Consider the following 12,568-nt stretch of genomic DNA (forward strand, 5'->3'; position numbering starts at 1 on the left):
CTCGGAGCCGACAGCACGGCCATCCTGATCGAGTTCCTGGACCACCCCGAGCGGTACGGACTGGCCCCCGACCTCTCCGACCTGATCGTGGTCCACGCGGTCACCGGCGACGAATGGCCGGACACCCTGGACTACGTCGACCGGCTGGTACTTCCGCGCCTGCGCCGGGCCGGGGTCCGGCTGGTGCAGATCGCCCGCGCCGGCCGCCAGGACGCGGACGGCGTGGTCGTCCTGGACGACAGCCGCTCTCCCCGGCGGATCTTCGCACGGGGGCCGTGGCGCCTGAGCGACGAGCTCCGCGAGGCCGGAACCGTCCCCCAGATCGCCAATGGCCGTAGGACGTGCAGCATCCGTTTCAAGGGATGGGTGCTGGACCAGTGGACGGAGGCCGAGTTCGGCGGCGCGAGCTACCGCCGGGTGATCGGCTACCACTACGGCGAGCTGAAGCGCGCGGAGAAGGACAGCCGCATCCAGCGCGAGCACAACCGGGCCGCCGGCCGGACCATCTGCGAGCCGTTCTATCCCCTGATCCTGGCCCGTCAGGACCGGGCGGACGTCGAGCGGTTCGTCCTGGAACGGCTCGGAGAGCCGGTCAAGAAGTCGTACTGCTCACAGTGTTGCTTCAGCGGCGTGTGCGCGAGCAGGGAGGCCCACGAGGCGCGTCTGCGGGACCACCCGCACATCGCCGCGGACGTCCTGCGGATGGAGCACGTCGCGATGGCGCTCAACGAGCGCTCCAGCCTGTACGGGACGGACAGCCTGTACCGCAGGCTCACCGAGGACGGCCGCAACCACCCCGTGCTCAGCGCCTTCGAGGAGTTGTTGGACCAGGCCCCGTACGCGATCTACGAGGTGCGGAGGATCTACTACGCGGCGCGTACGCCGGACTGCCGCACCCATCACGGCCGGTCCTGCCGGTCACCGAAGTGGTGGTGCCGCCAGCCGCGGACCGAGCAGTGCCGGGCCGACCACCCCGCCGGGGACTTCGAGCCGTGGTGCCCCGGGCACCGTGAATGCCGGGGACCGGCGAAGAAGGGGCCCGCCTGGCGGTCGGTGCGGACGGTGTGGGAAGGCGACCGCCGCACCGCCGAGCAGCTGATCCGGCAGTTCGCCGCCCGCCACGGGCTCGCCCTGGAGCGCGGGGAGACGTCCGGCATCCAGCGGGCCCACTACCTCACCGCCGACGGCGGGTTCCCGGCGGCCGCCGCCTTCGCCGTCGCGGCGCCGGCCGGAGTCCGCGACAAGCAGCGGAAGCACTTCGAGGCGGCGTGGACCCGGCACACCGGGGACGTCGGCACCCGCTGGAACCCGCTCCGGCCGCTGCCCGCGCCCGAACCCCCACGCCCCACGGGCGGAAAGCCGCTGATCCGCCGGGCCAAGACCGTCGGCGGCGTGACCCTCATCGCCTGAACCACCCCGCGGGCTCCGGAACCGCCGGAGCCCGCCCAACACCGAGGAGAGCAAGATGAGTTACACCGATCCGGTCGCTTTCGCCGCGACCCGGCACCGCATCGTGATCAACCTGTCCGGCGGGAAGGACGGCGTGATCGCGGGCGCCAGGGCGATGGACGCCGCCCGCCGGGCCGGGGTCGCCGACCGCGTCTGGACCGCCCACGCCAGCCTGGGCCCGATGGAGTGGCCCGCCGTCACCGTGGACGGGGTGCGGTGGCCCAGCGCGAGCGAGCTCGCAGCCCAGCACAGCCAGATTCTCGGCGTCCCGCCGGAGCGGCACATCGAGGTCCGCCGCACCCGGCAGGTCGACGGCCGCACGGTCCCCTTCGATCTGCTCACGTTCATCGCCGAGCGGGGGGATTGGCCCTGGCTGGGTCAGGCCCGCACCTGCACCGGACCGTGGAAGACGAAGATGGTGTTCGGCGCCTTCACTGAGCAGGTCCGCGCCCTGCGCAAGGAGGTCCAAGGGCCGCTGATGTTCGCCAACGTCCTCGGCCTCAGGGCGGAGGAGAGTCGCGACCGACGCAACCGGCAGGTGTGGCGCCGCACGACCGACAACAGCCACCGGGTGGTGGACGAGTGGCTGCCCGCCCACCAGGTGAGCACCGCCGACGTGTGGGCGTGGACCCTCGCGGAAGAGGTGCCGTACCACTGGTGCTACGACTCCCACCCCGGCGCCGGGGACCGCCGGGGGTCCAGCCGCTGTTCCTGCTCGACCTGCACGCTGGCCAGCCACCGCGATCTGCTGCTGGGCGTCGCCCGCCGGCCCCGGCTTGCCGAACTGTGCGCACTGGTCGAGCGCGTCCGCCAGGTCCCCTTCAACCCCAACATCACGATGGCCGAGCTGATCGAGCAGTCCCGCCGCCCGGACGCCCCCGACCCGGGCGTCCGCGTCGAGGAGAACGCCGACTTCGAGCGCATGGAACGGGACGTGCACGCCGCCCTCCGGCGGCCGCCGACGTACGAGTCCAAGGCCCGCACCGGGTCCGCCCCGCTGCTGCACGCCACCGGCGGATGCGGCACCTGCACCCTGACGATGTAGCCGCGGAACAGGGGGAACGGCGTTGACCCCGTTCAGCACATAAGGCAGAATTAGCAACGCTCGAAGGTGTGGCAGTTCCTTCGGCAGTCCCGAACCTTCAACGTCCAGGAGTCGCGATGAGCCCCACCGCGCTTGCCGTGCTCTCCCCGGGGACGGGCCGAACCGGTCCACCGACACTGACCCATTCCGTCGGCCCGGCCGTCTCCCACGGCCGGGCCGTGTCGCCCCCTACGGAGAACTCATGACCAGCACATCCCTGACCTTCCCCGTCCGAAACGATCAGCTCCCAGCCCTGCGCGAGGCGATCGAGCAGGCGGACCGGCAGACCCGGGCCCACGGACTGACCGGATGCCACCTCAGCCGCGGACCCGTCGAGCCCATGCCGTGGCCCGACGTCAACGGCGTCCCCATCGGCGCCGTGGCCGTCCAGGACGTCACCGTGACGTTCCCCCTCCTGCAGTTCGAGGGCTGGACCGTCATCGCCCAGGTCGAGCACGACGGAACGGCGGGCAACACCGTGACCGCGCTACCGCCGTTCGAGGACGAGGCCGCCGACCGCATCGCGCACTGCGACGCCTGCGGGGAACGCGGGGCCCTGACCAGCTACCTCCTGCGGCACGAGGACGGAAGCACGATGCAGCTGGGCACGACGTGCGCGGGCCCGTACGCGAACCTGTCCGTCACCGTCCTGCGCGACCTGTGGGACCTGATCCGTTGCTGCCTGGCAGCCGAGCCGTACGAGCCCGGCGAAGTGCCGCCGGACCTGCGGCTCCACGTCGACCAGGTCCTGGAGTACGCCGTCGCCCTGACCATCCAGGCCGGGTACGTCAAGCGCGGCGGCGGCTGGACGACCGCCGAACAGGTTCGCGCCCTGCTGCTGGGCGGCGCCGGCCGGGAGGCCCTGGACCAGCTGCACGAACACCTCCGGGCCGCCGGGAACGTCGAGGCCACGGCCGCCGCGGTCCGGGACTGGTGCCTGCACGGTGACGCGGCCGCGAGCGACTACCGCCGCAAACTGGCCCGCGCGGTCGCACAGGACCTGGCGCCGGCGGACATCGGTCTGGTGGTGTCCGCAGTCCCGATGTACCTGCGCGAGGCCCAGCGGCGGCTGACCACGGAGGACCGCGAGTCGATCACGGCCACGGTCACCGAGGTCAGCCCGCTCACGAGCCAGTGGGGCGAGCGCCGCCGCGTCCGCTTCACCGACGGCGCCGGACGCCGGTACGCGTGGGACTCGATGACCCAGCCGTTCCCCGAAGAGGGGCAACGGCTCCGTGTCACCGGCCGGGTCGTGCGCAACGCGGTCCGCGAGGGCATGGTCGAGACGTACCTGACCCGGTGCCGTGTCGCGCCGGCCTGAGCACTGCCCGGCGGCGTCCGCCACGGCTCCGCCCGGTGGGCGGGGGCTCCCCTCGGTCGGTCGGGCAGGCTCGCCCGTACCCGGGTTCCGGTGGGGGTGCCAGGCTCGCTCGCGCGACCGCGAAGCGGCTCGGCCTGGCGGCCCCGCCGGGTTCCGGGTAGCCCTCCGGGTGACCGACCGGCCGAGGGGAGCCCCCGGCCACCCCTCCACCCCAGCCACCCACGGCCCGCACGCGGCGACGGAGCCCCCGCCCCCTTGGGAGTAAGGGCCCCCGCCGGAGGCGGTCCTGTAGGTATGAAGAGAAGTCGAATGAACGTCGACTCAACCGTCTCGGCAAGGCCATGAGCTGGGAGTTTGTGGCTTGTAGCCCTCAATCCGAGCGGGCATAATTAGGGATTCCGGCAGGCTAAGAGTAGTTTGCCGGTGCAGTGCGGTCGTTCGATCGGACCGGGTCCGCCGAACGACTGGACACGCAGTAACCGAGTAAGGCACGATTAGTGAAGCCGAGAGGTTCGATGCTCGGTTCTTCCGCGGAGACGCGGGAGGAAGTGGGGCGGACGGTCAGCCCAATGGCAGTAGTGCTGACCGTCCTGAAGCCCCCTGGCCCCAGGCCCTTCAACAAAGCCCATATACCAGGAAGGCATCTACGCATGATGGTAAACGACGCGGAGCTGAACACGGCCCCCGCGCTTGACGACCTGATCACCCTGCACGCCGGGAACACGGCCGGTGCCGACCACGGTCTGCTCTACCGCATCGAGGACGGCCCCCTCCCCCGTGACGGCGGCTGGTTCATCCAACTCGCGGACGAGACCGCCCACGGCGCCCAGGACTGGGCGGCGACCATCCAGAGCCAGGACATCGACACGATCACCAGGCCGATCGAGTCCGGTGTCATGAACTGGAAGCACGAGGTCGACCAGGACCAGGACGCCGAGGGCGCGGACGAGGAGCCGGAGGTCGAGCACGGCCTGACGGAATCCGGCGTGGTACTTCTGCCCCGCGCCGCCGGCCACGACCAGCACCACCGCGACCAGGGGGCGGGCAATGACGACTGAAGCCCCGTCGCGAGACGGAAACACAACGGAGGACTCCCTCATGGCCATCTTGAACGGGCGCCGGGTATCGACCCGCAGGGAGCTCGCGGACAAGCACGACCTGAGCCTCACGTACCTGGAGAAGCTGTACCGGGAGCGGGAGACGAACGGGCACCCCGAGCCGGTCCCGGACGCCGCCGGCCGGGAACTGGCCTGGTACGACGCCGACTGGCGCCGCTGGTACAAGGACCTCACCGGCACCGCGGGGCTGGAGAGCCGCGCGGAACTGCAGGAACGCACGGGCCTGGGCCGCAGCACGCTCGAACTGTTCTACCGCGAACGGGAGACCAACGGCCATCCCGAGCCGGAGAAGACGGTCGGGAACACCATGTACTGGAACTCCAAGGCATGGGACCGCTGGTACAAGGGCTACCAGGCCGCACAGGAGTGGCGGACGGAGATCGACCGCAGCGGCAACGCCGAGGACGAGATCACGCTCTCGCAGGCCGCGCGGGTGCTGAAGATGGAGCCCACGAGCATCACGAAGTACCCCACCCGGAAGCCGAAGCACTGGCCCGACCCCATCAGGGAGGAGAAGACCGACAGCGGCCGCGTGAAGCGCTACTACCGCCGCGGGGACATCTGGCAGTACGGGGAGCTCCGCGAGCGGAGTGGTGGCGGTCGCCCTGCTGGCACAGCCGGGACTACGCGCCGTTACCCCTACGACGGGGACGAGCGGCTGGAGAAGGCCAGGAAGGCGTTGAAGGCGAACCCCAACATGCCCGTCGCCACGCTCGCCGGCGAGCTCGCCCGCGAGCACGGTGGAGCTGCCGGGACCTGGTCGCACATTGTCAGCAGCGCACGGCAGAACCCGGAGGACTGACCAGATGACCACCAGCGTCACCATCGCCTCCGATGTCATCGACCAAGTGGGCCTGGACCAGGCCGCGCAGTTCCAGAGCCGTGTCACGGTGTTCGAGTGCGTGGAGTGCAGCACTGCAGGCGACGCGAGGACGGAGCCGGCCGTGGTCGTGCTGCGTCGCAGTCCCGGCCTGTCCCATCTGGGGGTCGCGCACCATCGCTGTGCGAACTCGCAGGTGCGGGACTACGGTCCGGGAGACCTGGCCCTCACCGGAGAGACCGACTTGGTCCCTCGCGCCATCGGCCTGCCCACCGTGGATGGCACCAAGCCCGCTCTGCTGCTTGCCTTCGAGGAGCAGGTGGCGCTCATCGAGGGCGGGCACACCTACGACCCCGTAGTGAGGCAACTGGTCTCGGAAGGTCTGCACGCGTTGCCGGGATTGGGTAAGGCCGCCCCGGACAGTCCTGGCTGGCGCATCGCCCTCGGCGCGGAAGGTCGCGTTAGGGTGCAGTCGGATGTGCGGGTGCACCTCCGGGGGCACGTTGTGGTGCCGTCACCCTGGTTGCGCCTGGCTTCCCCTGCACGAGCTGTGACACTACTGTTCGGCAGTCTGTCCCATGCGGACATCTATGCTGACCAGCCGCCCTTTCGGGCCTACGCTGCTGCTCTGCGAGCAGGGCGGATGGTCGGAGGGACTGTCAGGTTGGAGACAGTCGTGAGTGCGTTCTGATCTTGCTTTAAGTGAACGAGGGGCGGGCCGCGTCATTTGACGCGGCCCGCCCCTCGTTCTATCGAGACGTGTCTGACTTGCCGCGGGCTGATATGGGGCCACCAGCCCGCGTCAGGCCGGTACGGTCGCATCGACAACGCTCTAGGTACCGTTCGAGCACTGTCCCCGAAAACGCGAACGCCGGGAGAGCCCCCGGCGTACGCAGTCGGACCCCACCCGTAGAAGGAGAGAGAACCGTGAAGTACCACCATAACCAGCCCGAGGGAACGCAGCGATGACGTCAGACGCGTTGGTGGAAGCCAGCATCGAGACCGTCGGCCACCAGGTCACTCCGTTTCCCGTGCAAGAGCCAGAGACGAAGTGCGTCGTGGGCTGGAAGGGCGGGATCGGCAAGACGACCCTCGCTCAGGAGCTGGCCTACCTGGACGACGGGGTGGGCGGCGACATGGACTGGTCGAAGGGAGGTCTGTCCAAGGGATGGGGCTACAACGAAGAGACGCGAACCGGCGCCCCGCTGATCGAAGCCTTCGAGAACGACCGGACGCCGAAGCCGCTGCGAGGCGGCCCGCGGAAGCCGGACCTGATCCCCGGGCACAGCACGTTCGGTGAGTTCCAGCCTTCGCCCGAGGTGGTGAAGAGGTCCCTCATCCGCTGGTCGGAAGAGCTGAAGAGGAAGATCACCTGGGATACCCATCCCGACGCCTGTCCTTCCACCCACGGCGCCCTGGCAGCTTCCCGTGTGGCGGTAGTGCCTGTGATCCTGCAGACGCGAGAGATGGCGTCGTTGGAGCACCTGCTTCAGGACATCAGCGACTATCCGCTTCTCCTGATCCCCTACATGGTGCCCAAGTCCGTCCCGACCTGGCACAAAGACGAGCTGAAGCGGCTGGCGAAGAAGTTCCAGGTCCCTGTCGGCCCCATCGTCTCCGAGTACAAGTGGGTCGGTGTGCGCCGCAAGCGGGTGGCTATCTGCTCTGAGCCCGTCTTCAAGAAGGAAGAACTCTTCGTTGAGCAGATGAAGCGGGTTCACCAGGCGGTGGTTCGGTATGGCAACTGAGGAGGAGCAGGCAGTGGAAGAAGGACAGGGCGCGGACGAGCTGAACGGTCTGGACGAGCTCGACCAGAAGCAGAGGGGTCGCAGCCGGACGCGTCCGCCGGCCCCCGCTCACAAGAAGGCCCCCGCAGCTCCCCAGGGCGAGAAGCGGGGGGAAGCGCAGGATGAGAAGCGCGCTCCCGCCGCTACCAGCTCTGCTGGAAGGGGTGTGGCCACCGTCCCGGCAGCCGCACCGCCAGCGCCTGGCTACGTCCCTTCACAGGTCTCCGTCAACGGCAGTCAGGGGTGGGAGGCGGGGCCGGGGCGTCCTGAGAACCTTCCCACGGCAGTCGAGGTACTGAACCAGCGCTCTGTCAGGCGCGAATCTCTGGATGCATCTGTTGCAGCCGATCTCCGCCTGAAGAAGCGCCTGAAGCGATTCGCGCTGGACAACGACGTGGACCACCTCCCCATGGGCGACATCGTCACCGTCGCCCTGGATGACTGGCTCACTTCCCGGGGTTTCTGACCTCCGCACCTCCCTCCCGCCAACCAGGCGGGAGGGAGGAAGCGCGGGTGACTATTTCAATAGTCACCTATGCTGATAGGTAGTCGCCTATTGATCCGCCAGGAGGTTCGGTTTTGAGTGCCAAGGAACGCCAGATCGCTTCTCTGCGTGCCATTGCGGACGAGCTGGAGGCCGAAGCTGCCGGTGAGGTACCGAGCGATCCGTATGAGCCGCATCCCGACACGCTTCGGATCATCGAGTCCAGGGGGACGAAGAGGGGGCAGTTCAACTACTCGGTACCGCAGGAACTGGACCTTCAGCGCCGCATCCGTCGATACCACGTAGAGCACGGCACTCAGCATGGGGACGTCGTGGCTCTGGCTCTCGATAGCTGGCTCAGGGCCCAAGGCTTCCCCCCTCCCCCGTCTTCCGCCTCTCCGACCCGGGAGGGTGAGAGGTGACGAAGAGGTCTCCTGTGGAATTCGCGCAGAGATCTTGACAGCCAAGGAAAGTTAAGGCATAATTAGGGATAGCGCAAGAGGTCCATGCGCGTCCGATACGCACGAAACCCCGGGTGCCACTGCTTGGAGGGCAGGCATCCCGGGGTCTCACACCAGAGACGAGGCTCCGATGTCGTACTTCAGTATCACCCCAGAATGGGGTGGACGCGCACCTTCCGGTGCTCTGCTGCCGGGGGTGGGGGCGTGAACGTGCTTCCCCGTATCCATGCCGTGGCGGAGTCCCTGGGGGTGCCTCCGTGGACGGTTGCTCTCGGCGGAGTGCTCGCGGGCGTGGCGAGTCTGGCCCTGCTGATCCTGGTCGTGCGCCTGGCCGGCCGGGCGGTGACGCGGGCGGTCGAGAAGGCTCGCCGAGACGACGACAGTGAGGCCCGCGCCCGGGTCATGGCCATGATTGACGACCGCTGGCGGACCATCGTCGGCATCTGCGGCATGTCCGTTTCCATGTACGGCCTGTACGGGTTCGCGGAGGACACCGCGGGGCTGCCGTTGCTGCTGCGGATCTTCTTCATCGCGATCTTCGACGGCGCGGAGATCGGCCTCATGCTGGGGCTGGCGCGGTCCCTGGCTGCCCAGGAGGTGCCGCGGTGGACCGAGGGCATGATCCGGTCCCGCCGGATGGCGTGGGGCCTGGTGGCCCTCTCGGCGGCGGCGAACTGGGTGCACGCGCCGGAGGGCGGCGGTCTGTGGGCGAAGGTGGCCCTGGCCGGTGTGCCGGTGGTGTCGGTCAAGCTGCTGGAACACGGCCTTGACCTGCGGATCGCGGAGCTGGCGAGGGTCGAGGAGGAGGACGGCGTCCGGCCGGGCCCGCTTCGCCTGTTCGTCCTGCTGTGGCGCCGGATCTGGATCGCGGCGTTCGCATGGTTGGGCCTGGACACGACGTCCACGACCAGCGAGACCTCCCGCCGGCTGCTGGCCCAGCGTGCCGCTCGCGCGGTCATCGTGCTGGCCCGTGCCCAGAAGCGTGCCGACCGTACGTTCCGATTCGGTTGGCGGAAGTCGCTGGCGGACCGGGCGGTGGACCGGCGGACCGAGGACGCGGCGGTCGCACTGGACCGCGCGGACGCGCCGGTCAACGTGGACCAGGCTCTTGCCGTGGTCCGGCGGACCATGGGTCACATGCAGGCCGGGCGGCTGGGACGGCTCGATTACGCGGATGTCGACGCCGTGGTGAACACAGTGGTCTCGCTGCCCGCGTTGCAGCAGAAGGTCACGCAGAAGCTGGAGGAACAGAAGGCCGAGGTTCAGGACGAGCTGCGTGCAGCGGAGCGGGCCGCGAAGCAGGAGCGGGACGAGGCGTTGGCTGCGCTGGAGGCGGAGCGGGAGGAGCGCGCCCGGCTCCAGGCGGAGCGGGAGCAGGAGCGCGAGCGCTTCGAGGAACTGGCCGGGCAGCTTCGCGAGCAGGCCGAGCAGCTTCGCACCGAAGCAGAACAGGCGAAGCGGGAAGCGGCCGAGCAGGTTCAGCTTGTCCGTGAAGCCGTCGAGCAGAGTGCGGCGCGTGAAGCGGAGGACCGCCGAGCGGAGCGGGAGACCACCGAGCAGCGGGCCGAGCGGGAAGCGAAGCGGTGGCACGAGCAGATCGAGCAGCTTCGTGACGAGGCGAAGCGGCAGCTTCGGGAGCAGGCGGAGCGGTTCGAGCAGCAGGGCGCCGAGCAGGTCCGCGCGGAGCGGGACCGGTGGAACAGGGAGCTGGAGCAGCTTCGTGGGGAGGCGGAGCGGCAGCTTCGCGAGCAGGCCGAGCAGCTTCGCACCGAAGCAGAGCGGGCGAAGCGGGAAGCGACCGAGCGGGTCGAGCGCGAAGCGGCCGAGCAGCTGGCGGCGGAGCGGGCCGAGGCGGAGCGCAAGATCGAAGCGAAGCAGGCCGAGGCGGAGCGCGAGATCGAAGCGGCGCGTACCGAGGCGGAGCGCAAGATCGCCGCTTCGCAGGAGCAGGCGGAGCAGCTTCAGGCTCAGCTCGATGCGAAGCAGGCAGAACCGGAGCAGACCGCGCCGGCCGGGACGGCGGAGCAGCCGAGGACTCCGAAGCCGAGGGAGGCGTCGAAGCCGTCGGCGCCGCTGGCCAAGGGCTCGCTGAAGCAGCGCTTCATCCAGCGGGTGCACGAGCTGTGCGAGCAGGGCGAACCCCGTCTGCTCGGTCCGGCGGTGACCCCCCGGACCCGTACCGATGTCGCGTACCAGGTGCAGGCTGAACTGGGGCTGACGTCGCAGGGGACGGCCCGCACCTACATGCAGGAAGCGATGGAGCGCTGGGAGGCCGCCCAGCAGGCCGCGGCGGAGAAGAAGGCGCCCGCCAAGGCCGCCAAGGACAAGGGCAAGGGCAAGCTGCTGGACACCTTCGGGCGCCCGATCGCGGACCTGGACGCGCTCGACCCGAAGGGGGCCCTGGCGCGGATCTGATCAAGACGCAAACGGGGGCTGGCCGGACCTGGAAGGGTCCGGCCAGCCCCCGTTCTGCTGCCCACCGATGTCCTCAGTGCGGCACCGCAGAGGGGCCCTGGGGGCCGTTCTGCGGCCCTGCTGGCACCCGTCGGGCCGGGGAGGTCGAGAGCGTCCGGGACGGCGTCCAGCGGCCGCGAGGCCGGGCCCGAGTCGAGGGTCGAGGGCGCCGGTAGGCGCGGTAGGTAGGCGGTAGGTAGTTGCCGGTAGGTGGCCTCTGACCTGCGCATCTACCGGGCTACCGAGTGATGGGACGCGCCGGCCCGACCGGTCGGGGAGCGGGGCGTCAGGTGGTGGTGGTCCACCGGTAGGAGAGCGACCACAGGTGTGCGGGGAGCACGCTGACCGTGACCGCCACGGTCCGGTCGACGGTGGCGGCGGTGCGGGTCAGTTGGATGACCCTGTTGTCCGCGTCGATCTCCAGCGCGGTCGCTTCGTGCTCATGCGGCGGGCGGACGTCGACGGTTTCGGAGAAGTCCGTGGGCCGGTGCCCGAGCTCGATGAGAAGGCCTTCTACGCCTCGGGGGCCGAGGTCTGGGCGCTCCAGGTCGGTGTGCCGCGCGATGTCGAGCGGCAGGTACGTGAAGACGAGCTGGACGGGGGTGCCGGGGTCGGCGGGCGCGGAGCCGGCCGCCACGGCGAACGTCCGCGTCTCGCGGACGAGGACCTGCCCCTGGCGCTTCAGGCCGAGCGGAGCGGCCAGGTCCTGCGGTGCCCGCTCCGTGCGGACGTCGGGGAAGTGGCGGGCGACGAGTCCGAGGGCACGCAGCTCCGCTTCGAGCGCGTCGTCCGGGCCCGCTGCTTCGCCGTCGGAGACGGAGCGGAGCAGGCCGTCCGTCCGCCGGGTAATCCGCTGCAGGAGACGGGAGACGTAGGCCCCCGACCCCTTGCGCGTGGTCACCAGGCCCTCGGCGGCGGCGACCCGGACGGCCCTCTCTACAGCGGAGCGGGTGCACCCCAGGTGCTCGGCCAGTTCGGCGGCGGCGGGCAGCCGGGAGCCGGGTTCGTACGTGCCGCCCGTCACGGCCTCCCGCAGTCGCTGAGCGACGCTGCGGAACTCCGGGGTGGCGGACGGGTGCTGTGTCATGAGCTGAGGGTAAGGCTCCGCAGCAGATCACTCAATCTCCCGAGGAGATTTTGAAATCTCCCGTGGAACTTGATTGACCTCCCGTGGAGGTTGGCGTTTACTGGAGATGCCGCAGGACGCCAACGGGCTTGCTGCGGAGTCGCCTTACGCGACAACGGCCCCGCCGGTGCTGAGCACCAACGAGGCCGGATGCACCTCGGAGCGACCCCCCTACCGCCAAGCAGATGGGCCGCCCCGAGTCCCTATCCCAACGCATGGAACAGGACTCACATCATGGCAGAGCGGAAGACCAGCACGCCTTCGAACGGCTACCTGCGGACGGGCCAGCCGGGCATCCCGGTGCCGGGCGCCGGCCGGACCGACGGCCGCCTCCGCCAGGGCGACCCGATGATCCCGCAGAAGCGCCGTCCCTGACCGCTGAGCGTCACTCGCGTGCCTGGCGCTGAACAGCACCACGGCACGAGCAGGGCCCTCACCCGCAGCGCCACCGGCCGCGACCCTTC

The 12,568-nt window shown here is 69.8% G+C and carries 11 protein-coding genes; 10 read left to right on the forward strand and 1 reads right to left on the reverse strand.

The genetic code is table 11. The annotated features are described in order from the left end of the window. From RND61_RS26415 to RND61_RS26455, 9 genes are all read left to right on the forward strand, one after another. A partial coding sequence (locus RND61_RS26415) for a hypothetical protein (RefSeq protein ID WP_315880614.1) occupies window positions 1-1,410 on the forward strand: 1,410 nt, incomplete at its 5' end. Between the two features lie 55 nt (window positions 1,411-1,465). Then, entirely contained in the window at window positions 1,466-2,494 is a 1,029-nt protein-coding gene (locus RND61_RS26420) for a phosphoadenosine phosphosulfate reductase domain-containing protein (protein WP_315880615.1), read from the forward strand. 241 nt (window positions 2,495-2,735) lie between these two features. Further along, entirely contained in the window at window positions 2,736-3,854 is a 1,119-nt protein-coding gene (locus RND61_RS26425) for a hypothetical protein (RefSeq protein WP_315880616.1), read from the forward strand. 650 nt (window positions 3,855-4,504) lie between these two features. Further along, on the forward strand, window positions 4,505-4,912 hold the full coding sequence (locus tag RND61_RS26430; RefSeq protein WP_315880617.1) for a DUF6211 family protein: 408 nt from the start codon (window positions 4,505-4,507) through the stop codon (window positions 4,910-4,912). Window positions 4,913-4,952: 40 nt separating this feature from the next. Then, window positions 4,953-5,774, forward strand: coding sequence for a hypothetical protein (locus RND61_RS26435; RefSeq protein WP_315880618.1), 822 nt, complete (start codon window positions 4,953-4,955; stop codon window positions 5,772-5,774). A gap of 4 nt (window positions 5,775-5,778) precedes the next feature. Further along, window positions 5,779-6,483, forward strand: a complete 705-nt coding sequence (locus RND61_RS26440; protein WP_315880619.1) for a hypothetical protein — start codon at window positions 5,779-5,781, stop codon at window positions 6,481-6,483. 274 nt (window positions 6,484-6,757) lie between these two features. Beyond that, window positions 6,758-7,540: a ParA family protein gene (locus tag RND61_RS26445; RefSeq protein WP_315880620.1), complete on the forward strand. Its 783-nt coding sequence runs from the start codon at window positions 6,758-6,760 to the stop codon at window positions 7,538-7,540. Next, on the forward strand, window positions 7,530-8,045 hold the full coding sequence (locus RND61_RS26450) for a hypothetical protein (RefSeq protein WP_315880621.1): 516 nt from the start codon (window positions 7,530-7,532) through the stop codon (window positions 8,043-8,045). The genes RND61_RS26445 and RND61_RS26450 overlap by 11 nt, the downstream gene beginning before the upstream one ends. 683 nt (window positions 8,046-8,728) lie before the next feature. After that, on the forward strand, window positions 8,729-10,939 hold the full coding sequence (locus tag RND61_RS26455) for a hypothetical protein (RefSeq protein ID WP_315880622.1): 2,211 nt from the start codon (window positions 8,729-8,731) through the stop codon (window positions 10,937-10,939). 325 nt (window positions 10,940-11,264) lie between these two features. Here RND61_RS26455 and RND61_RS26460 read toward each other — a convergent pair whose 3' ends face one another. After that, window positions 11,265-12,065 (reverse strand): GntR family transcriptional regulator, encoded by an 801-nt coding sequence (locus RND61_RS26460; RefSeq protein WP_315880623.1) that lies wholly within the window; start codon window positions 12,063-12,065, stop codon window positions 11,265-11,267. Between the two features lie 273 nt (window positions 12,066-12,338). On the opposite strand from RND61_RS26460, the gene RND61_RS26465 reads away from it, so the two are divergent. After that, window positions 12,339-12,479 carry a hypothetical protein gene (locus RND61_RS26465; RefSeq protein ID WP_315880624.1) on the forward strand — a complete coding sequence of 47 codons (141 nt, stop codon included), beginning with the start codon at window positions 12,339-12,341 and terminating at the stop codon, window positions 12,477-12,479. Window positions 12,480-12,568: the final 89 nt, after the last annotated feature.

The organism is Streptomyces tamarix (assembly GCF_032423885.1).
Taxonomy (GTDB): domain Bacteria; phylum Actinomycetota; class Actinomycetes; order Streptomycetales; family Streptomycetaceae; genus Streptomyces; species Streptomyces tamarix.